This is a genomic window from Mesorhizobium sp. CNPSo 4670, assembly GCF_057784235.1.
Map to the genome: position 1 here is coordinate 102,568 of NZ_JBWJFQ010000010.1, position 19,884 is coordinate 122,451.

The 19,884-nt window shown below is 63.5% G+C and carries 25 protein-coding genes; 15 read left to right on the forward strand and 10 right to left on the reverse strand.

All coding sequences use genetic code 11. The features are described from left to right. Nucleotides 1–27: 27 nt before the first annotated feature. Nucleotides 28–594: an invasion associated locus B family protein gene (locus AC0ZT5_RS18110; RefSeq protein WP_488497537.1), complete on the reverse strand. Its 567-nt coding sequence runs from the start codon at nt 592–594 to the stop codon at nt 28–30. 340 nt (nt 595–934) lie between these two features. Here AC0ZT5_RS18110 and AC0ZT5_RS18115 point away from each other — a divergent pair, with 340 nt between their 5' ends. Both AC0ZT5_RS18115 and AC0ZT5_RS18120 read left to right on the forward strand, forming a co-directional pair. Beyond that, nucleotides 935–1,243: a hypothetical protein gene (locus AC0ZT5_RS18115; protein WP_488497538.1), complete on the forward strand. Its 309-nt coding sequence runs from the start codon at nt 935–937 to the stop codon at nt 1,241–1,243. Between the two features lie 126 nt (nt 1,244–1,369). Then, nucleotides 1,370–1,846 (forward strand): NUDIX hydrolase, encoded by a 477-nt coding sequence (locus tag AC0ZT5_RS18120; protein ID WP_488497539.1) that lies wholly within the window; start codon nt 1,370–1,372, stop codon nt 1,844–1,846. A gap of 9 nt (nt 1,847–1,855) precedes the next feature. Here the strand turns inward: AC0ZT5_RS18120 and AC0ZT5_RS18125 are convergent, their stop codons facing one another. The 5 genes from AC0ZT5_RS18125 to AC0ZT5_RS18145 all read right to left on the reverse strand — a co-directional run bounded on the left by AC0ZT5_RS18125 (nt 1,856) and on the right by AC0ZT5_RS18145 (nt 7,078). Then, entirely contained in the window at nt 1,856–2,704 is an 849-nt protein-coding gene (locus AC0ZT5_RS18125) for a citryl-CoA lyase (RefSeq protein WP_488497540.1), read from the reverse strand. After that, entirely contained in the window at nt 2,701–3,885 is a 1,185-nt protein-coding gene (locus tag AC0ZT5_RS18130) for a CaiB/BaiF CoA transferase family protein (protein ID WP_488497541.1), read from the reverse strand. Before AC0ZT5_RS18130 ends, AC0ZT5_RS18125 begins: the two co-directional genes overlap by 4 nt. Before the next feature lie 15 nt (nt 3,886–3,900). Continuing rightward, nucleotides 3,901–5,424: a tripartite tricarboxylate transporter permease gene (locus tag AC0ZT5_RS18135; protein ID WP_488497542.1), complete on the reverse strand. Its 1,524-nt coding sequence runs from the start codon at nt 5,422–5,424 to the stop codon at nt 3,901–3,903. A 4-nt stretch (nt 5,425–5,428) separates the two neighbouring features. After that, on the reverse strand, nt 5,429–5,965 hold the full coding sequence (locus tag AC0ZT5_RS18140) for a tripartite tricarboxylate transporter TctB family protein (protein WP_488497543.1): 537 nt from the start codon (nt 5,963–5,965) through the stop codon (nt 5,429–5,431). 135 nt (nt 5,966–6,100) lie between these two features. Next, nucleotides 6,101–7,078: a Bug family tripartite tricarboxylate transporter substrate binding protein gene (locus AC0ZT5_RS18145; RefSeq protein WP_284283710.1), complete on the reverse strand. Its 978-nt coding sequence runs from the start codon at nt 7,076–7,078 to the stop codon at nt 6,101–6,103. 288 nt (nt 7,079–7,366) lie between these two features. On the opposite strand from AC0ZT5_RS18145, the gene AC0ZT5_RS18150 reads away from it, so the two are divergent. Then, nucleotides 7,367–8,137 carry an IclR family transcriptional regulator gene (locus AC0ZT5_RS18150; protein WP_477306913.1) on the forward strand — a complete coding sequence of 257 codons (771 nt, stop codon included), beginning with the start codon at nt 7,367–7,369 and terminating at the stop codon, nt 8,135–8,137. 155 nt (nt 8,138–8,292) lie between these two features. Here the strand turns inward: AC0ZT5_RS18150 and AC0ZT5_RS18155 are convergent, their stop codons facing one another. Next, on the reverse strand, nt 8,293–8,832 hold the full coding sequence (locus tag AC0ZT5_RS18155; RefSeq protein ID WP_488497544.1) for a GNAT family N-acetyltransferase: 540 nt from the start codon (nt 8,830–8,832) through the stop codon (nt 8,293–8,295). Nucleotides 8,833–9,096: 264 nt separating this feature from the next. On the opposite strand from AC0ZT5_RS18155, the gene AC0ZT5_RS18160 reads away from it, so the two are divergent. Next, nucleotides 9,097–9,552, forward strand: a complete 456-nt coding sequence (locus AC0ZT5_RS18160; RefSeq protein ID WP_488497545.1) for a DUF2214 family protein — start codon at nt 9,097–9,099, stop codon at nt 9,550–9,552. Here AC0ZT5_RS18160 and nth read toward each other — a convergent pair. Then, nucleotides 9,549–10,352, reverse strand: a complete 804-nt coding sequence (gene nth / locus AC0ZT5_RS18165; RefSeq protein ID WP_488497643.1) for an endonuclease III — start codon at nt 10,350–10,352, stop codon at nt 9,549–9,551. The genes AC0ZT5_RS18160 and nth overlap by 4 nt on opposite strands. 22 nt (nt 10,353–10,374) lie before the next feature. Between nth and AC0ZT5_RS18170 the strand changes: the two genes are divergently transcribed. Further along, a complete protein-coding gene (locus AC0ZT5_RS18170; RefSeq protein ID WP_488497546.1) occupies nt 10,375–10,869 on the forward strand; it encodes a DUF2244 domain-containing protein in 495 nt (164 codons plus the stop codon). Between the two features lie 2 nt (nt 10,870–10,871). Here AC0ZT5_RS18170 and AC0ZT5_RS18175 read toward each other — a convergent pair whose 3' ends face one another. Next, nucleotides 10,872–11,687 (reverse strand): class I SAM-dependent methyltransferase, encoded by an 816-nt coding sequence (locus AC0ZT5_RS18175; RefSeq protein ID WP_477285688.1) that lies wholly within the window; start codon nt 11,685–11,687, stop codon nt 10,872–10,874. A gap of 216 nt (nt 11,688–11,903) precedes the next feature. Between AC0ZT5_RS18175 and AC0ZT5_RS18180 the strand changes: the two genes are divergently transcribed. From AC0ZT5_RS18180 to AC0ZT5_RS18225, 10 genes are all read left to right on the forward strand, one after another. Then, nucleotides 11,904–12,782: a methylated-DNA--[protein]-cysteine S-methyltransferase gene (locus AC0ZT5_RS18180; protein ID WP_457151911.1), complete on the forward strand. Its 879-nt coding sequence runs from the start codon at nt 11,904–11,906 to the stop codon at nt 12,780–12,782. Nucleotides 12,783–13,001: 219 nt separating this feature from the next. Then, on the forward strand, nt 13,002–13,472 hold the full coding sequence (locus AC0ZT5_RS18185; protein WP_488497547.1) for a hypothetical protein: 471 nt from the start codon (nt 13,002–13,004) through the stop codon (nt 13,470–13,472). 20 nt (nt 13,473–13,492) lie between these two features. Next, nucleotides 13,493–13,885: a hypothetical protein gene (locus tag AC0ZT5_RS18190; RefSeq protein WP_488497548.1), complete on the forward strand. Its 393-nt coding sequence runs from the start codon at nt 13,493–13,495 to the stop codon at nt 13,883–13,885. Further along, entirely contained in the window at nt 13,852–14,370 is a 519-nt protein-coding gene (locus tag AC0ZT5_RS18195; protein ID WP_488497549.1) for a hypothetical protein, read from the forward strand. The genes AC0ZT5_RS18190 and AC0ZT5_RS18195 overlap by 34 nt, the downstream gene beginning before the upstream one ends. Then, nucleotides 14,345–14,827, forward strand: coding sequence for a hypothetical protein (locus tag AC0ZT5_RS18200; protein ID WP_488497550.1), 483 nt, complete (start codon nt 14,345–14,347; stop codon nt 14,825–14,827). The genes AC0ZT5_RS18195 and AC0ZT5_RS18200 overlap by 26 nt, the downstream gene beginning before the upstream one ends. 144 nt (nt 14,828–14,971) lie before the next feature. After that, entirely contained in the window at nt 14,972–15,877 is a 906-nt protein-coding gene (locus AC0ZT5_RS18205) for a ribokinase (protein WP_488497551.1), read from the forward strand. A 1-nt stretch (nt 15,878) separates the two neighbouring features. Then, nucleotides 15,879–17,327 (forward strand): amidase, encoded by a 1,449-nt coding sequence (locus AC0ZT5_RS18210; protein ID WP_488497552.1) that lies wholly within the window; start codon nt 15,879–15,881, stop codon nt 17,325–17,327. A 108-nt stretch (nt 17,328–17,435) separates the two neighbouring features. Further along, entirely contained in the window at nt 17,436–18,050 is a 615-nt protein-coding gene (locus tag AC0ZT5_RS18215; protein WP_477285676.1) for a LysE family translocator, read from the forward strand. Nucleotides 18,051–18,173: 123 nt separating this feature from the next. Continuing rightward, the gene (locus tag AC0ZT5_RS18220; protein WP_488497553.1) at nt 18,174–18,446 is read left to right on the forward strand and encodes a hypothetical protein; all 273 of its coding nucleotides are present in this window, start codon (nt 18,174–18,176) and stop codon (nt 18,444–18,446) included. Between the two features lie 95 nt (nt 18,447–18,541). Further along, nucleotides 18,542–18,820: a hypothetical protein gene (locus tag AC0ZT5_RS18225; RefSeq protein WP_488497554.1), complete on the forward strand. Its 279-nt coding sequence runs from the start codon at nt 18,542–18,544 to the stop codon at nt 18,818–18,820. Between the two features lie 68 nt (nt 18,821–18,888). Here the strand turns inward: AC0ZT5_RS18225 and AC0ZT5_RS18230 are convergent, their stop codons facing one another. Next, nucleotides 18,889–19,830 (reverse strand): nucleoside hydrolase, encoded by a 942-nt coding sequence (locus AC0ZT5_RS18230; protein ID WP_488497555.1) that lies wholly within the window; start codon nt 19,828–19,830, stop codon nt 18,889–18,891. Nucleotides 19,831–19,884: the final 54 nt, after the last annotated feature.

Below are 19,884 nucleotides of genomic sequence, written 5' to 3' on the forward strand. Positions count from 1 at the left end.
GTCATTTGGCTCTGCATGACCCTGAGGTCAATTGGACAAAAGCTCCGCGGTTCGGGCAAGGGCGCCGGCGAATCCATTGAGCGGAATGGAAAAACTCACCGCTTGTCCGGTGTCGGCCGCGAAGGCTTCGATCTTGAGGATGGTGCCCGACTTCAGCAGCGGCGTGAGGGTCGCATCGAACGCCACCGGCACCAGGCAGCCGACGACCTGGCAGGTGTTGAATGGCAGGCTGCCATCCAGTTTCTGGTCGTCGATGCTCAGGCTGACGCCCTTGGCCAGCGCCAGGCCGAACGGCAGGGCGAGCGTACCGGCGGCATCCTCGCCGGTTTTGCTCGACAGCTCGATCGCCAGCAGGCGCTGGTTGTTTTGCTTGTTGAATTGCTGATGCGACAGGCTGCAGGTCTTGGTCGCGCCTGATATCTGGCAATTGACCGTCCAGTCGCCATGGGTCTCGGACAACGCCGACGCGCCACCGGGCAGTTGCGGCGCATCGGCGGCCGGCGCCGCCGCGGTCTTGGTTTGCGCCGCAACAGCCGGCACACCGACGACGCAGGCCACACCCAGCATTGCCACGAAATACGCGTACTTCCTCATCAAGACTCCTCCCGCCCGGCTCCGCCTTGGGCCAGCTGGATGCTGACCTTGAGAGACGCGCCGATCGCGTTCTGTTTAAACTGTTTCGCCGGAGGCGCCGTCACAGCTGACGGCCGGCGCCATTGACGCCACTCAGCTCACGACGGGCGCCGACCGATAGAGCGGCGAATCGACGACCTCCGTCAAGTGCAATGCGGGGTTGTCAGGCAGATTCTCCGCCGCAGTGAGGTGGCCTTCGCCGGTCGACAAACCGATATAGTTTCGATCAGCCCCAAGATATGGCACAGCCGCACAGACGCCCTATATTAAGGCCATGACTTCTTCACGCGGGAATGAGCGGATGTCGGCGTTTCGACCATCGATGGTTTTCACATCGGCAATGCTGGCGACGGCAGTGCTGGCCGGCGGTTGCCTGCCGGCTTCCGCGCAAGCCGTCAATTCCCTCAACGGCAACAACGCGCTGATCCGGCAGAATGACCTGCAAATCCTGCAGAACCGGGTGCAGCGGCAGCAATACCAGCAGCAACAGCAGCAGTATCGTGCCCAGGACCGCCAGATCGTCCAGCAGCCGCAGCCGGTGGTGCCACAATACAGGCCAAGCTGTACGACGCAGATAATCGGCGTCACCGCCTTGAGCAATTGCCGCTGACAAACCGGCGTTTTTCATTTATTAGCCGACTTATGTATTCGGAGTGCCTCTCGGCACACGCGAAAGTTTTGGTTTTGCAACGATGCCTTGTCGCGCTATGCGGCATTGCATCGACTGGATCCACGAATGACAGCCACCAAGAAAAAGGCCGTACGCAAGGCAAAGAAGGGCGAGAGCATCCGTCAGGTGGCGGCGATTCCGTTTCGGCTAAACGCACGCGGCGATGTCGAGGTGATGCTGGTTACCTCGCGAACCACAAGACGCTTCATCGTCCCCAAGGGCTGGCCGATGAAGGGCAAGAGCGGACGCAAGGCGGCCACCATCGAAGCGCGAGAGGAAGCCGGCGTGCTCGGCAAGACGGTGAGGGAGCCGGCGGGCAGCTACTCCTACTGGAAACGGCTGGCCAACCGCTTCGTCCGCGTCGACGTCATCGTCTATCTGCTAGAGGTCACCGAGGAACTGGCCGACTGGCAGGAAGCCAAGCGGCGGCAGCGGGCCTGGCTGCCGGCCGCCGATGCGGCCACGCTCATCGATGAGCCGGACCTTTCGACCCTGGTGGCGAACCTGATGATTGCCAAGCCCGAGCCACTCGACCTCGCCTGAGGCTGGACTTCACTCGCTCGTGTCGCCCGCTTCGGGAAAGGGGCGCAGCGGCGTGCCGGTATAGGCCCACAACCATTCGCGCGGCAGCGGTCCTTTGTTTCGCTCGACTTGCTGTGACTGTTCCCAGGCATGCGCCAGGATGCCGACCGAGCGCGACAGCACGAAAAGCCCGCGCGTCAGCGGCGGCGGAAAGCCGAGTTCGCCATAGATGACGGCGGTGGCGCCATCGATGTTGAGCGGTATCTTTTTCCCTTTGCGCCGGGCGACTTCCGCCTCGATCGCCTCGGCGATGTCGGCGAAGCGTCCATTGACGACGCCACGCGCGGCAAACGCGCGGGTCAGCTCCAGCAGGCGCGGCGCGCGCGGGTCGACCGGATGGAAGCGATGGCCGAGACCAGGCACATAGCCCTTCTCCTGGGCGAAGAACCGGTCGAGCCGCGTCGTGACGGCTTCATTCAGCGTCATGCCGCCGTCGAGCGCGACAGCGATGTCACCGTAGAAGGACAGCGCCTGCTCGCCGGCGCCGCCATGCACGTCGCCGAGCACGTTGATGGCCGAGGCCATGGCGCTGTTGATGCCGACGCCGCAGGTTGTAGCCATGCGCGCAATCGCGATCGACGGCGCTTGCGGCCCATGGTCGACGGCGGCGCCCAGCGCAATGCCGAGCAGCGCCGCCTGGTCGTCGCTGGGCAACTCGCCACGCAACATCAACCAGATCATCGCCGGGAAGCTGACGCGGCCGATCAGATCCTGGATCTCATAGCCGCGAAGCCGGATGACACCGGGCCGCATCTCGATGATATCGGTCTGCCACCATTCCTCGCCGCGCTCACGGCCGGTCTTCTTCTCGGTGCTCATGCCCGTGCCTTTGTCTTGGCGCGCGGCGGCAGCTCCGCGAAAACCTCGTTCATATGCTCGCCCAGCGCGGGTGGCGGCTTCGTCGGCAGGGGAGCCGCGCCATCGACCATGAAGCCGCCGCGCAGAACTGTCAGTGGCCCGTCCATACCAGGCACGCCCTCAAAATTCGTGGTCACCTGGCGTTCGAGCACTTGCGGTTCTGCCAGCACTTGCGGGATCGTCAGCACCCTGCCCGCGGGCACGCCGGCGCGATTGAGGGTTTCTTCCCAGACCGCCGCCGGGGCGCTCGCCAGGGCGTCCTCGATCTCGACCTTGAGCGCCGCACGGTTGCGCTTGCGCGTCTCGCGCTCGGCAAAGCGCGCATCCACCGCCAGCTCCGCCCGCCCGATCAGCCGGCACAGCGCCACGAACTGCTCCTGCTTGTTGGCGGCGATGTTGAGCAGCCCGTCGCCGGTGCGAAAGGCGCCGGACGGCGCCGCTGTCATGTTCTCATTGCCCATCGGCTGCGGATCGACCGCTGCCGTGAGGTAGTTGGAGACCGGCCAGCCGAGCGCCGAGAGCGTGCATTCGAGCATCGAGACGTCGAGAAAGGCGCCCTCGCCGCTCGTCTTCTGTCGCACCAGCGCCGAGGCGATTGCGAACGCGCCGACCAGCCCGCCAAGCGTGTCGGCGACCGGATAGCCGACCCGCAGCGGCGCCGTTTCCGGCGTGCCGGTGATGCTCATGATCCCCGACAGGCCCTGGATGATCTGGTCATAGGCGGGATTGTCACGCATCGGTCCGGTCTGGCCAAAACCGGATATCGCGCAATAGACAAGGCCGGGACGGACCGCCTTGAGCGCCTCGTAGCCAAGGCCGAGCCTATCCATCACGCCGGGGCGGAAGTTCTCCACCAGCGCATCGGCGCTGGCGACCAGATCGAGGAAGCGTTCGCGATCGGCCGGCTTCTTGAGGTCGAGCACCACCGATCGTTTGCCTGCGTTCTGCGCCAGGAACGAGGCGCCCATGCCGGCGCTGTTGAGCTTTGGCGAGCCGCCGAGCTGGCGTGCCAGGTCGCCGCCTTGCGGGACCTCGACCTTGATCACATCGGCCCCGAGCAGCGCCAGCTGATAGGCACAATAGGGGCCAGCCAGGACGTTGGTCAGGTCGAGGACGCGGATACCGGAAAGCAATTCGGTCATGACAGCTCAAATCGATCAGGCATCGCCCGGCACATGCTCCGGTCCGCGCCGCCGGCGGTGCTCGACATAGGCCCAGATATGCGGCCCGACCAGGCCGATGAAGGCGAGCGTCAGCAGCGTCAGCGACAGCGGATGCTTGTAGAACACCGACCAGTCGCCATTCGAGATGGTCATCGCCCGGCGGAACTGGGTTTCGGCGAGTGGCCCCAAGATCATGCCGATAATGACCGGCGCGGTCGGGAAATCGAAGCGCCGCATCAGGAACCCGGCCGCCCCCAGGAGATAGAGGATGACCAGGTCGATAGGCGATTGCGAGATGCCATAGGTGCCGACCGTGGCGAATACCAGGATCCCGGCATAGAGCTGCGGCGCCGGGATCTTCAACAGACGCACCCACAGCCCGATTAGCGGCAGGTTGAGGATGACGAGGATGACGTTGGCGATGAACAGGCTGGCGATCAGTCCCCAGACGAGGTCGCCCTGCGTCGTCAAAAGCAGCGGCCCCGGATTGATGCCATAGCTCTGGAAGGCCGACAGCATGATCGCCGCCGTCGCCGAGGTCGGCAGGCCGAGCGTCAGCATCGGCACCAGCACGCCGGCGGCGGACGCATTGTTGGCGGCCTCGGGGCCGGCAACGCCTTCAATGGCGCCGACCGTGCCGAATTCCTCCTTGTGGTTCGACAGCTTCTTTTCGATTGCGTAGGACAGGAAGGTCGGGATTTCTGCCCCGCCTGCCGGCATGGCGCCGATCGGAAAGCCGATCGCCGCGCCACGCAGCCAGGGTTTCCACGAACGCGCCCATTCGGCTGATGTCATGTAGAGCGAGCCCCTCAGCGGCACGATCTCGTCCTTGCCGGCATAGCGGCGCGAGGCCATGTAGAGTGTCTCGCCGACGGCGAACAGGCCAACGGCGGCGATGATGACGTCGACGCCGTCAAGCAGTTCGCTCATGCCGAAGGTGAAGCGCGGCTGGCCGGTCTGCAGGTCGACACCGATCATGCCGATGACGAAGCCGGCGAACAGGCTGGTGAGGCCGCGCACGGACGAGGAGCCGAGCACCGCCGAAACCGTGATGAAGGCCAATACCATAAGCGAGAAATATTCGGCCGGGCCGAAGGCCAGCGCGAATTTGACCACCACCGGCGCCAGGAAAGCGACGCCCAACGTGCCGATGGTGCCGGCGACGAAGGAGCCGATCGCCGAGGTGGCAAGTGCCGCGCCGCCGCGGCCGGACCGCGCCATCTTGTTGCCTTCCAGCGCGGTGACGATGGTCGCGCTTTCGCCGGGCGTGTTGAGCAGGATCGACGTTGTCGAGCCGCCATACATGGCGCCGTAATAGATGCCAGCGAACAGGATGAAAGAGGCCTCCGGCGCCACCTGGTAGGTGATCGGCAAAAGCAGGGCGATGGTCAGCGCCGGCCCGAGACCGGGCAGCACGCCGATGGCGGTGCCGAGCGTGGTTCCGAGCAGGCACCACAGAAGATTGACCGGGGTGAAGGCGACCGAGAAGCCGTGTGCGAGATGGCCGAGCGTTTCCATGGCATCAGGCTCCAAACGTGCCGATGATCGCATCGATCACCGTGTTCAGCTGGTTCTCGATGAAGCCGGCGCCGATGTTGACGCCGAGCGCCCTGGCGAAGCCGAAATAGGCGGCCAGCGCCAGGATCAGGCCGAGCCCTACGTCACGCAGTGTGCGCTTGCTGCCGAAGCCGTGGCAGACGAGAACGAACATGATGACGGATGCCGCTGTGAAGCCCAGCGGCTGGATCAGCAGCAGATTGGCGACGAGGCCGATGACGACGAAACCCATCGCCTTCCAGTCGGTCGGCGTTTCCTTTTCCTCCTCCGGCTGCCAGCCGCCGCGAAGCGCCGCGAGGATGAGCAACAGGGAAAGCACCACCAGGCCGACCATGGTGAGGTAGGGAAAGACGGTCGGGCCGACCTTGGAGTAGAGCGGCGACACCGGGATCGCCAGCGTTTGCCAGGCTACAGCGCCGGCGCAGGCCAGAAGCCCGACGCCGATCAACAATTCCGGCACGGCAAGGCGCGACGGCGCCACCTGCTGGTCACTGCTGCTCATGATTGTCCTCCCCAAGAATACTGGCCAGGATAGCTGGCCAAGATGCCCGGCACCGCACGGCCGGTCCTCACCGCAGTGCCGGCTTTGCATTCCATGCGAGAAGGGGCGGCGAGCGCCGCCCCTTATTTGGGAAGATCAGGCGAGCCCGAGGTCTTTCAGGATGGCCTCGATGCGGGCCGTATCCTCGGCCACGAATTTCGCATAATCGTCGCCGGTGAGCAGGATCTGCGTCCAGTTGCGGTTCTTGCACTCGGTCGCCCAGGCATCGCTCTTGGCCATGCTCTCGACCAGCGTGATCATCGCCGCCTTGTCGGCATCGGAAACTCCGGGAGGTGCGAAGACCCCGCGCCAGTTGAACAGCTCGACATCGATGCCGGCTTCCTTCAGCGTCGGCGCGTCGATGCCGTCCTGGCGCTTGTCGGCAGAGATGGCAAGCAGCCGCAGCGCGCCCGCCTTGACCTGCTCGGAGAACTCGCCGAAGCCGGAGATGCCGGCCGCCACCTGATTGCCGAGCAGCGCCGACAGTGCCTCGCCGCCGCCGGCGAACGGCACGTAGGACAGGTTTGTCGCAGGCACGCCGACGGTCTTGGCGATCAGCCCAAACAGGATGTGATCCGAACCGCCAGCCGAGCCGCCAGCAACAGGAACCTTTGTCGGATCGGCCTTGAGTGCGGCGACGAAATCAGCTGCCGTCTTGAACGGCGACTCCGCCGGCACCACCAAGGCCTCGAACTCGCCGGTAAGGCGCGCGATCGGTGTGACTTGCGTCAGATTGTTGGCAGCCTTGTTGGCGATGATCGCACCGACCATGACCATGCCGGCAACCATCAGCGAATTGCCTTTGCCGTTCCATTGGTTGATGAACTGCGGCAGCCCGACCGTGCCGCCGGCGCCGCCGACATTGGTGATCTGTGAGCCGGAGATCAGCTTTTCGCTGCGCAGCACCTGATCCATCGTGCGCCCTGTCTGGTCCCAGCCACCGCCAGGTGCCGCCGGGACGAAAATCTGGATCTGCGGCGCGCCTTCGGCGAAAGCGGGAGAGAGATGAAGTCCTGCAAAGCCGGCAGCGCCTGCCGCCGCCGTGCTCGTCAAAAATCTGCGTCTGTTCAGCATGGGATTCCTCCAGATCACGACACCTCCTCCGGTGCCTGCCAAAACGCGCCTGAATCCAGACCCGTAATCGAGTTCAAGCAGATGTTACCGAGTTCTGTCAACGGGAACGATATTCTACTAGACAGAACGCATCGGCAGCGCGACACAGTGGCTCCGCTAAGCAGGTTCCGCAAAAGCGTCCCGCGGTTTTGCGGCAAGAACCTGCGGCAAACAAAGAAATCTAAGCAGACGACGCGTTGGCGAAGCCAGCGGTGTCTGCTTAGGACCTTCTCCGAATTGGGAACCGCAATGGACTCATCAAGCAGATCGGCTGATCCAGACATCCGGCACGCGGCTACCGAAGGGGTTGCCGCGCTTGATCGGGCGATCGCCATCCTCGACGCCTTCACCAAGGCCGACCGGTCGCTCAGCCTGGCCGAAATCGCGGCCCGTACCGGCCTCTACAAGAGCACCATCCTGCGGCTTGCGCATTCCTTGTTGCGCGGGCAGTTGCTCGAGCGCCTGGACGATGGCCGCTACCGCGTAGGACCCGCCACTTTCCGGCTCGGCGCGCTCTATCAGCGTTCGGTGGTGGCGGTCGACATCCTGTTGCCGATCATGCGTGACCTTTCCGAGCGAAGCTGGGAGAGCGTTGCCTTCTATGTTCGCTCGGGCGACGTCCGCACCTGTCTCTACCGCGTCGAATCCAAGCACCCGATCCGCTACACGATACGCGAAGGCGACGTGCTGCCTCTGCTGGTTGGGTCGGGCGGCCGCGTGCTTGCGGCGTTTTCCGGCCAGCAGGGCGAACCCTACGAGACCATCCGCAAGACCTGCAACTGCCTCGCCGTCGGCGACCGCGACCCAGAGACGGCGGGCGTGTCGGCGCCGGTGTTCGGTCCGGGCCGGGCCCTGCTCGGCGCCTTGACGCTGGCCGGCCCCAGCTCGCGCGTCGACGCCGCGTTCCTTCAGCGCATGAAACGCCCGCTGCTCGAGGCGGCGGCGCGCGCCACCCGCGCCTTCGGCGAGGACGCCTCCATGCTCGAGCAGGCGAGCCTCGCCGCGGACGCTGTGTCGTAGTGGGGTCGAAGGCGCCGCAGCCGGAGCTGCGTCAGTTCAATTTGACCAGAACCACACGGCGGTTCTTGGCACGGCCCGCCTCGTCGTCATTGCTGGCGACAGGCGCACTGCGATCTATGCTTGGCAGCGCGGGGATCTCCAGTCGATGACGCCGCTCAGGGCTGCCGCTCAAGCAGGATGGTCGGGGCGTCGTGGTAGGTGGTCCGCACCACTTCCCGGTAGCCGCACTTCGTCGCAACGTTCAGCGACGCGGCGTTTTCCGGATCGATGATGCAAACGGTCCTCGCGGACCCGAAAGTCTCTTCGCCCCATGCCAGGACGCGGCCAACCACCTCGGTAGCGAAGCCTGCGCCATGAATGGCCGGAGCGAGCGCCCAGCCGGCCTCGGGAATGCCTTCGATCGACGGCTCCATATCGCGCTTCAGGTCGTGGAACCCGGCCTCGCCGATGAAACGGCCCGTCGCCTTCTCCTCGATCGCCCAAAAACCGTAGCCGAGCAACGACCACAGGCCGGCATGACGCAGGAAGCGCATCCAGCTTTCTTCGCGCGTGCGCGGTTTGCCGCCGATGAAACGGGTGACCATGGGATCGGTCCACATCACGGCATAGGCGTCGAAATCTCCCAGCCGGTGTGCCCGCAGGATGGTTCGCTGCGTCTCGATCACAGGGGCGCTCGTTGCTTGCGGATTGTGCATGGAATTTGCCTCGCTTATCTACCCGGCGCGTAGCAAATTGCCCGGGCCAGGCAAGGGCCAAGGCAGGGCATGTCATCTTCCAGGCGAGAAAATCGCGCCAAGCCGCGCCACAAATACGACGGGCACCCATGCGGGCAAACATGGTCTCAAGCTCCGCTATGGGAATTCGGCGCGACGATGCTATTTTCGCGACAGGCTGATTCAGCAACTGCAAGCGCAATCCTTTCAGGCACGGGCTTGTGCCGTCAAACCCAGGGAAAAAGCATGGACACCACCGATCTCGTGCTTGCCATCGTCCACCATCTGCTGGTGTTTTCCCTGGCAGGGATCATCGGCGCCGAATTCGTGCTGATCCGCGGCGACCTGGCCGCCGCCACGCTCAACCGGCTCGCCGGCATCGACCGTCATTATGGGATCATCGCCGCGGTGATCATCATCGTCGGCATCGGCCGCGTCTTCTATGGCCTCAAGGGTTGGGAATTCTACGTCTACAACTGGGTGTTCTGGGCCAAGATGGCGGCGTTTGGTATCGTCGGCCTGCTGTCGATCATCCCAACTGTCCGCTTCATCTCCTGGAACAGGCAGGCAAGCGCCAATCCCTCGTTCCTGGTGCCGGCAGCCGAACTTGCATCCGTCAAGACCTATATCCGCGCCGAGGCATTCATCTTCCTGCTGATCCCGGTCTTCGCCGCGGCGATGGCACGCGGCTACGGCTACTAATCGCCGGCGGCAACCGTTTCTAGTGGAGCTATCGGCACCAGCGGTGCCGGCACATCGGTCGTCTTCTCCTGCGCCTTGCAGATGTCGGCGATGACGCAGGCCGGGCAATCCGGCTTGCGCGCCTTGCAGACATAGCGGCCATGCAGGATCAGCCAATGATGCGCGTGGCGCATGTATTCGTCCGGGATGATCTTCAACAGTCCCTGCTCGACCTGTTCCGGCGTCTTGCCGGGCGCTAGCCCGAGCCGGTTGCCGATGCGGAAGATGTGGGTGTCGACCGCCATCGTGTGCTGGCCGAAGGCCATGTTGAGCACGACATTGGCGGTCTTGCGCCCGACCCCCGGCAGCTTCACCAGTTGATCCCGGTCGTCAGGCACATCGCCGCCATAGTCGCGGATCAGCGCCTGCGACAGCGCCATCACGTTCTTGGCCTTGTTGCGCCACAGCCCGATGGTTCTGATATAGTCGCCAACCTTGGCTTCACCCAGCGCCAGCATCCTTTGCGGTGTATCGGCGGCCTTGAACAGCGCCCGCGTCGCCTTGTTGACGCCGGCATCGGTCGCCTGCGCCGAGAGCACGACCGCCACCAGCAATGTGAAGGCGTTGACATGTTCGAGCTCGCCCTTCGGCTCAGGCCGCTGGACGGCAAAACGCCGGAAGATCTCGTGCACTTCGGCCGCGCTGTAGCGCGACGAACGCCGCGCCGGCCGCGGACGCGGCTTGGCGTTCGACCCGTCGCGCCGGCCGGGCAGCAGCTCATTTTTGGGCATGGATGATTCTTTGGACTTGGGGCTCGCCATTTCCTTCCTATAATATCCCGCCATGAGCGACACAAACGCCTCATTTCAGGCCGACGAGCCATTCTTTCAGGCGCTGCTGACGCCGCACCGGTCCCTGGGCAAAACCGGCTTTGCCTTGCTGATGGGCGCGCTGCTGTTCGGCTGGCTGGTGACAGGCGCGTTTTTCCTGTCGCGTGGCGCCTGGCCGGTGTTCGGCTTCCTCGGCCTCGACGTGGTCGCCGTCTACATCGCTTTCCGCGCCAACTATCGTGCCGCGCGTGCCCGCGAGGAGGTGTCGGTCTCGCGCACCAGGCTCGACATCCGCAAGACCGCGCCATCCGGAAAATCGGAAGCGCATCGCTTCAACCCGTTCTGGGCGCGGTTTTCGGTCGCCCGTCACGCCGAGATCGGCATCACCAGGATGACGGTGGAAGCACAGGGGCAGAACGTGCCGATCGGCGGGTTCCTCAATCCCGACGACCGCGAGACCTTCGCCACCGCCTTTTCGCGGGCGCTGGCGACCGCCAAGGCAAGCTGATCCTAGAACCGGTAGCGCAACAGCCTGCCGACCTTGCGCAGGGCTGGAATGTGTCTCCAAAGACGGACGAACAGCTTCGCGACCCAGCCCATGCGGGCGGCATGTTCAGGCTTGTAGGCCGAGATGTCATCGACGAAGCGCAGCTTGGGGACGGCCAGTTCCAGGTCGTGCGGATCGTCGATCGCCCAATACACCTGGGCACCCGTCGCCTTGATGGCCGGATTGAGGCGAAGCAGCTTCAGGCCAAAACGGCTGTAGGCGTCGAACATCAGTTCGCCACTGGCAAGATGCGAGACCAGCCGCGCAAACAGGCGTGGTCCCTCGTTGGCTGGGAGATAGGGCGTCAGGCCTTCCGCCACCACGATGGCCGGGCGATTGCGCGGCACCGAGGCCAGCCAATCCGGTTCGGTCACCGACGAGGCGATCAGATGGCAATGGGCCCGGGATGGGTACAGCTTGCGTCTGAGCTCGATGACTTCAGGGTAGTCGACATCAAACCAGTCCACCCCCTGTGGCGGATCGACACGAAATATGCGCGTATCGAGCCCGCATCCCAGATGCAACACGATGGAGTCGGGATTTCTCGCGAGAAAGTCCTGAACATGGACATCCAGCGTCTTTGCCCTGATCGCCAGGCCGACGCCGAGATTGGTGTCCACCTTGAGCCTGGAGAAATCGTAGTCGATCTTGCGCACCGCCTCGTCGGCGAAATGATCCCCGAGCAGCGTATCCGGCAACCTGCTCTCCAGAGCCTTGCCGTAGAGCGTCAACAGCAACGTCCCCTTTTCCCCGGTCAGATGTATCTTCTCGCCAGCCATGTGCGATTCCTAGTCAGAGCATGATCCCGAAAAGTGGAATCCGGTTTTCGAGAAAGATCATGCTCATACAAACAGACAGAGCCCCATCCCGACCTCATCGGGATGGAACAGGCTCTCGAAAGCCCGAGTCTATCTGGGTACTCGCCGCAAGAAGGCAAGTTTCGGGTGGCGATCGACGCCCCAAGGGGCGATATTCCTGCCCAAGGAGACAGTTCCATGAGCACACAGACAGCCGTTCTCAAAAAGGACATCACGCCCGAAGGCAGCGACTACGAAATCGTGCGCCGCGCCATCGAGAAGATCAGCCTCGACTATCGCGACCAGCCATCGCTGGAAGAACTGGCTGAGGAAGTCGGCGAGACGCCGACCGGCCTGCAGAAACTCTTCACCCGCTGGGCCGGCCTGTCGCCAAAAGCCTTCCTGCAGGCGGTGACACTGGACCATGCCCGCAAACTGCTGGATTCCGGCATGCCGCTGCTTGAAACATCGTTCGAACTCGGCATGTCCGGCCCCGGCCGGCTGCACGACCTCTTCGTCACCCATGAAGCGATGTCGCCGGGCGACTACAAGACGCGCGGCGCAGGCCTCACCATCCGCTACGGTTACCACCCCTCGCCGTTCGGCACTGCCCTGATCATGGCTACCGACCGTGGGCTTGCCGGCCTCGCCTTCAGCGATCCGGGCGAGGAACGCGCCGCCTTCGCCGACATGTCCAGCCGCTGGCCGAACGCCATCTATGTCGAGGACATGGCCGCGACGGGGCCCTATGCCGCGCGCATCTTCGACCCGACACTGTGGCGCCCCGATCAGCCGCTGCATGTCGTCATGATCGGCACCGACTTCCAGGTTCGAGTCTGGGAGGCGCTGCTCAACATCCCGATGGGCAAGGCCCGCACCTATTCCTCGATCGCCGCCAGCATCGGCGCGCCGAGCGCCAGCCGTGCCGTTGGTGCCGCCAACGGCGCCAACCCGCTCTCTTTCGTGGTTCCCTGCCACCGCGCCATAGGCAAGTCCGGCGACCTCACCGGCTATCACTGGGGTCTGACCCGCAAGCGAGCCATTCTGGGTTGGGAAGCAGGGCAAGTTTCGTCGTGAATGTCGATTTTCCAAGCGCCTCTCGCAGAATATATAAATGCCCGTCTTATCAAGTATAAGTGCGATTATTTCATCGGATTTTCTTGATTGCAACCAAAGGCAACCTCTGGTTTAGCGATTGTTATTTTAAGCAATTGTTCAAGTTAACTCTAAATTAACTACGATAAAGTGATGATGACCCATATTAATTCGGGCTATCCGACTTAATGGGAGGTCTCGATGATATCGTTTCGCGCCGTCTTCGGCGCAGCTTTGCTGGTCGCCTGTATTGACCAGTCCGCATTTGCCACAACGCAAAATGTCATTTTCAATGGCACGATCACCGCAACCTGCACGCTTGTGGTCGCCACCAACGGCACGATGACGGTGAGCCCCGATCTCCAGTCGCTAAGCTCGCACAACAGCGGCGGCTTGGCCGGAACGGTCACGTTGACCACCACGGGAGGCGTGTCGCTCAGCGTAGACCCGGTCACCATCACCACGGTGCCCGCTGCCGACACCACGTCGACCACCTGGACACCGACCTACTCCGCCGCCGGTACGCACTCTATCGCCGAGACCGGCTCGGCCACCAGCCTCGGCACACCCGGCGCCGACCTCGTTTCGGTCAACCTCGCCGGCACGAAGGGCGGCAGCAACCGCTTCGCCTCCGGAAACTATCAGGCAACGGTGACTGTGCGCTGCGAATAAGCTCTCGGAAGGAGGGGCCTTTGACACATGCTCGAACCTTGGCGACGGCGCTGGCCGTCGGCCTGATGCCCATTGCCGCCACGGCCCAGTCGATGTCGCCGATGCGAGGCGAGGTCAACAGCTTTACCGACGTCTTCGCGGTCCGCGTATTCCCGGCCAATCCCTACGACCAGAAGATCAGGGTCGAAATCCACGTCTACGATCAGGATTTTCAGCCGGTGGCCGCCAGGATCTCTCCGAGTGCGTTCCAACTGGCTTCCCAGGCTTCCCGTCCTGTCCTTGTGGTCGTGCCCTTCGGCGGCGCTGCCGAGCGCAAAGTGCGTATCTGTACCGAAAGCATCCCCTTTCCCAATCAACAGACGCAGATAAAGGCACAGATATGCGGCAAGTTTTTTGGGCACCGCAAATCCTGACAGTCGCGCTTGCAGCGATGTCGGCGGGGATTTCGCCGGTTCTGGCCGAGGATGTCTACAATCTCAACCAGAATGAGAGCGGCTTCAACCTGCCCGGCGTAACCTTGCCTCAGGGGCAGGACGAGGTCCACGCTTCCGACGGCACCACCTGCCGTTCCGCGGTTTCGGGTACTGGCGCCTATGTCGACCTCGGCGTCATCAGAGGCAACAACCAGTCGAACAATGACGTCGCCACCTATGGCCGCGTGGTGATCCCGATCGGCCGCTCGCCGAAGCGCATCGATTGCAGCCGCCTCTACGAGCTTGAGGTCGAGCGCCTGCAACTCGAGCTGAAACTCCTCAAAATGGGCATCGGTGCCGACGGCCAGACGGCGAGCGTGGCTGCCAGCGCTCCCGCTCCCGTGGTCGCATCACCGGGATGGGCCAACGAAGGCTGGAGCATCAGGACCGGAAATGGCGATGGCAAGAAAAAGAAGAAGAAATAACCGCGCGCTGCTCGCGACAGCGGCACTAGCCGGCCTCTGCCTTCCGGTGCAAGCGGCGATCATCGGCACCTGCACCATCATGGTCGGGGCGTCGGGAACGATGACCGCAAATCCTGCCATCAGCATACTCGGCTCCAAACAGGCAGGCGGGTCGAGTGCGACCGCCACCATCACCGCCAGCTCGCTGCTTTGCACCTTGCTCAACCTGCTCGACTGTTATTCCGTTTCCGCACCGGCGCCCGCATCATTCTCCTCTGCGCCGAGCGGCGGCGGTACCAACGTCACCTTCAGCACCGTCTACCGCCTCGACGGCACCGGCGTCGACACCTCCGGAAGCGTGCCACAGCGCGTCATCAACGGCACCCACCCCATGCAGGTCGACCTCACCGCCACCAAGTCGAGCGGTATCTTCCCCGCCGGCAACTACCAGGGCACGGTCACCGTGCGCTGTGAATAGGCACAAATCGAGCTGGACCATTTGCGTGGTCTGGCAAGCCGCGGCCTTGCAGGTTAGCTTCCCGATCGATAGGAGCGACCTGCGTTCGCCCGGACGCACAAAAGACGCTCCAATATTTGAGTTCGTGCTGGCAGGAGGCCTTGCTTGATTATCGTTATCGGCTCGATCAACCTCGACCTGATCGCCAATGTCGAACGCTTGCCGAGCCCTGGCGAAACAGTGGCCGGCTCAAGCTTTGCCACGGCGCCCGGCGGCAAAGGCGCCAACCAGGCGCTGGCTGCGGCACGCGCCGGCGCCCCGGTGCGCATGGTCGGCGCCGTCGGCAAGGACAGCTTCGCCGCCGAGGCGCTGGCATTGCTGCGCGACGGCAAGGTCGATCTGTCAGGCGTCGCCGAGACTTTTGCATCGACGGGCACAGCCCTGATCATGGTCGGCGACGACGGCGAGAACGTCATCGCCGTGGTGCCGGGCGCCAACGCGTCCGTATTGCCCGGCGACCTCTCCAAAGCCTTCTTCAAAAAGGGCGATGTCGTACTCCTGCAGCATGAGATCCCGCTGGCGACCGTCGAGGCCGCGCTCGACCAGGCAAGGGCGGCCGGCGCCATCACCGTGCTCAACACCGCGCCTTTCCAGGGCGAAGCAGCGGCCTTTCTTGCCAAGTCCGATTATGCAGTCGCCAACGAAACCGAATTCGACCTCTATGGCGAGGCGCTGTCGCTTAATGGTCGCGACCGGGCGGCGCGCATGCGAGACTATGCCGGGAAGACCGGCCGCACCATCGTCGTCACGCTCGGCGGCGACGGCGTGATGGCGGCGACGCCAAGCGATTTCCTGACCGTTCCGGCAATGAAGATCACCCCTGTCGACACGGTCGGCGCCGGCGACACGTTCTGCGGTTATTTCGCCGCTGGCCTGTTGTCCGGCCTGGCGCTCGAACAGGCGCTGGCGCGTGCCGGGGCGGCGGGCTCGTTGGCCTGCCTGAAGCCGGGTGCCCAGCCGGCGATCCCGCTGGCCAAGGATGTCGACCAGGCGTTGCAGGAAACGCGTTGAGATGCTGCGCCCTCAGACGAAACATGCCGTGGCGCCGGCCGGCGACATCTGTCGCCTGACCGCGGTCGCACTGGCCGACGCGATCCGCCAAAAGAAACTTTCCGTCCGCGAGGTGGTGACGGCATTCCTCGACCGGATCGAGGCGGTTAACCCGCTGGTCAACGCCATCGTCTCCTTGCGCGACCGCGGCGAGATCCTGCGCGAGGCCGACTCTGCCGATGCCCGACGGGCAGATGTCGAAACCGGCTCGTTGTTCGGCCTGCCGATCGCCATCAAGGACCTCGCCTCGACCACGGGCCTCAGGACCTCGCTCGGCTCGCCGATCTTCGCCGATTTCGTGCCGCAGGAGGATGATTTCTTCGTCGAGCGTATCCGAAACGCCGGCGCCATCATCATCGGCAAGACCAACGTTCCGGAATTCGGGCTTGGCTCCAACACCTACAACAATGTGTTCGGGCCAACCCTGAACGCCTTCGATCCGGCGCTGACCGCCGGCGGCTCGAGCGGCGGCGCGGCGGTGGCGCTGGCGCTCGACATGCTGCCTATCGCCGATGGCAGCGACTTCGGCGGCTCGCTGCGCAACCCGGCGGCCTGGAACAATGTTTTTGGCTTCCGCCCGTCGCAAGGGCTCGTTCCCGGCGGACCCGACGTCGAGGTCTTTCATGCGCAGTTGGGTGTCGATGGGCCGATGGGCCGCAACGTCCGCGACATGGCGCTGCTGCTCGACGTGCAGGCGGGTTATCATCCACACGCGCCATTGTCCTATGAGAAACCTGGCTCGTTCCTCGATGGGCTTGCGACAGGGACGACTGGCGGCCGCATCGCCTGGTTCGGCGACCTCGGCGGTCATCTGCCGGTCGAAGCCGGTATTCTCGATCTCTGCGAGACAGCGCTCGGCCGGTTGGCGGATGCAACCTTCCCCTGGCAGCCTCTGCAGCCGGATTTCGATTTCGAAGCGCTATGGCAGGCTTTTGTCACACTGCGCCAAGCCAGCAGCGGCTGTGCGCTCAAACCCCACTATGACGATCCCTCGAAGCGCGGCATGCTGAAGCCGGAAGCCGTCTGGGAGGTAGAGAACGCGATGCGGCTGACGGCTCCGCAGATCCGCGCGGCCTCGGTCATCCGCACATCCTGGCATCGCACGCTGCTGTCGATCTTCGACCGCTATGATCTGATCGCGCTACCGACCGCGCAGGTCTTCCCCTTCGATGTCGGCACGCCGTGGCCGCGCGAGGTCACCGGACGGGCGATGGACAGCTACCACCGCTGGATGCAGGTTTCCGCATTCGCCACCCTGGGCGGCTGCCCGGCGGTCAACGTGCCGGTCGGCTTCGACGACAAGGGCCGGCCGATGGGCATGCAGTTGATCGGCCGCCCGCGCGATGACCTCGCCGTGCTCAAGGCGGCGGCTGCCTATGAGGCGACGCTGCCCTGGCAGGCTGGCGCCTGAACCGGCGCATTGACGCAGCGCTTCGCGCACCGGCTTGCACCGGCTGCGCTGCCATGCATTGATTGTCGTCAGCCCGCGCCGCCCTGGCGGCATCCTTGAGGAAAAAACATGTCGCTGGAACTCTACGCTGCCTATGTCCTCGCTTGCATCGTCATCATCCTGGTGCCCGGCCCAACGGTCACGCTGATCATCGCCAACAGCATCCGCCATGGCTCCCGCGCCGGACTCGCAAATGTCGCCGGCACGCAGGCCGGGCTCGCCGTGATGATCGCCATCGTCGGCATCGGCCTCAACACGCTGATCTCAGGAATGGGTCATTGGTTCGAATGGGTGCGGCTGATCGGCGCCGCCTATCTGATCTGGATGGGCGTGCAGATGTTCCGTTCGCGGGGCACGCTGAACGCCGATGGAACGGCGAGGAAACCGCGCGGCGGCTTCTTCCTGCAGGGCCTGCTGGTGGCGCTCAGCAACCCCAAGACGCTGGTTTTCTTCGGCGCCTTCTTTCCGCAGTTTATCGCGCCCCAGGGCAACTACTCGCTGCAGATCGTCGTCATGGGCCTCACCGCCATGATCTTCGCCGCCATCTCGGATTCGACCTATGCACTGGCCGCCGGCCGTGCCGGGCGCCTGCTGTCGGCCAGCCGCATCAAGCTGATGTCCAGGATCAGCGGCAGCTTCCTGGTCGGCGGAGGCCTGTGGCTGGCGTTTTCACGGTCGAAGTAACCGCAGACCTACGGCTGATGAGGGCTGATTGAAAATCAGCCTTCTCGCAACCACATGAATCCGTGCCGGGGATTCATATCTATGTCTTGGACTTATGCTGATTTGAAAAGGAACGCGCCTAGCGTGATCCTGGTTGGCTCTCTGTTCGCGGTGATGGCTACCTCGGCTCTGAACAAATGGACCAATGACGCAAGCCCGATCCATTCGGTTGATGCAGTCGACGCAACGAACAAAAGCGCGCAGTGGGGCAAGGGTCGCAGCATCTACGTGCTATCCCTTGAGAGCGGTTCGTTAGTTCTCGTCGACGACGATCGCCCGCACTTGATCGGCTCACGTGTCGGCATCGAGCGCGTGACACGCGACAATGGCTTCGTTTTCTACCGGTTTGCGGATTGAACCATGGCCAAAGCGCGGTATGGCCCAGCCTTCATGACCCTTCGCGAAAATCTTCGGGGCATAGTCATCACCGGCCTAGTTGTGGGCGATGCGCTGTGGCAATCGGCGCCTTGATTGCGAGGCAAAGCAGCCCGATCGTCAACGTGGAGCGCGTAACAGGCACGGTGGTCAACGTCCTTAATGCACCTCCGAACCCTGAGGGTTATGTCGGTGGCAGACCCAGCTATCTCTACGGAATCCGCCTTGACGAAAATAATCTCCTGGTGTTCGCGTACGGCGACGCAACATCACCGCGAGCCGTCGGTTCCGAGGTTTCGGTCGAACGGCAGCATCGCCGGAATGACACCGAAACATATCGCCTGCTTCGCGAGTAATCGCCTGATGCACGCCGCCCAAAAGCGCAAGTGCTTTTGGGCGGATGATATGCATCTGGAACAGGGAGCTAAAGCCGCCCCAGCCTCTCCACCAGAAGCGCAAAGAAGCTATCATGGTCGATGTCGCGCATCACCATGGCGTTCTTCGGCCGCTTGGTAACGCCCCACCAGTCGATGACGGTCATGCCCATGGTCAGTTCCGAGGTGGTTTCAACGCTGACATTGCAGGTGCGGCCCTTGAACAGCTCCGGCTTCAACAGATAGGCGATGACGCAGGGGTCGTGCAGCGGCCCACCGTCGGTGCCGTATTTCTCCTCGTCGAAGCGCTCGAAGAATTCCAGCATGTCGGCGGTCGCAGTGCCGACCTTGGTGTCGAGTTCGCGGAAGGCCTGCGTGCGCTTGGCGGTGGTCAGCGCCTTGTGGGTGACGTCGAGCGGCATCATCACGATCGGAATGCCGGATTTGAGCACGACGTCGGCTGCTTGCGGATCGACATAGATGTTGAACTCGGCGGACGGCGTGACATTGCCGCCTTCAAAGAAGCCGCCGCCCATCAGCACGATTTCCTTGATGCGCGGTGCAATCCGCGGTTCGCGGATCAGCGCCAGCGCAATGTTGGTGAGCGGGCCGAGCGCGCAAAGCGTGATGGTGCCACTCTCTTCCTTCATCAGCGTCTCGACGATAAAATCGACGGCATACTGGTCCTGCAGTTTCATCGTCGGTTCGGGCAATTGCGGGCCGTTGAGACCGGTCTTGCCATGCACTTCCTCGGCGGTGACCAGTTCGCGCATCAACGGCCGGATGGCGCCGGCATAGACCTTGATGTCCGGCCGGCCGGCCAACTCGCAGATCTTGCGGGCATTCTTTTCGGTAAGCTTCAGCGGCACGTTGCCGGCAACGGCTGATATGCCAACGATCTCCAACTCGGAGCTGCCGAGCGCCAGCAATATGGCGACGGCATCATCCTGGCCGGGATCCGTGTCGATGATGATCTTGCGTAATTGAGGCATTTCAATTCCTTGTTTGGCGAAGCCATGGACTTGGGATGAATCCGGGATGACGCC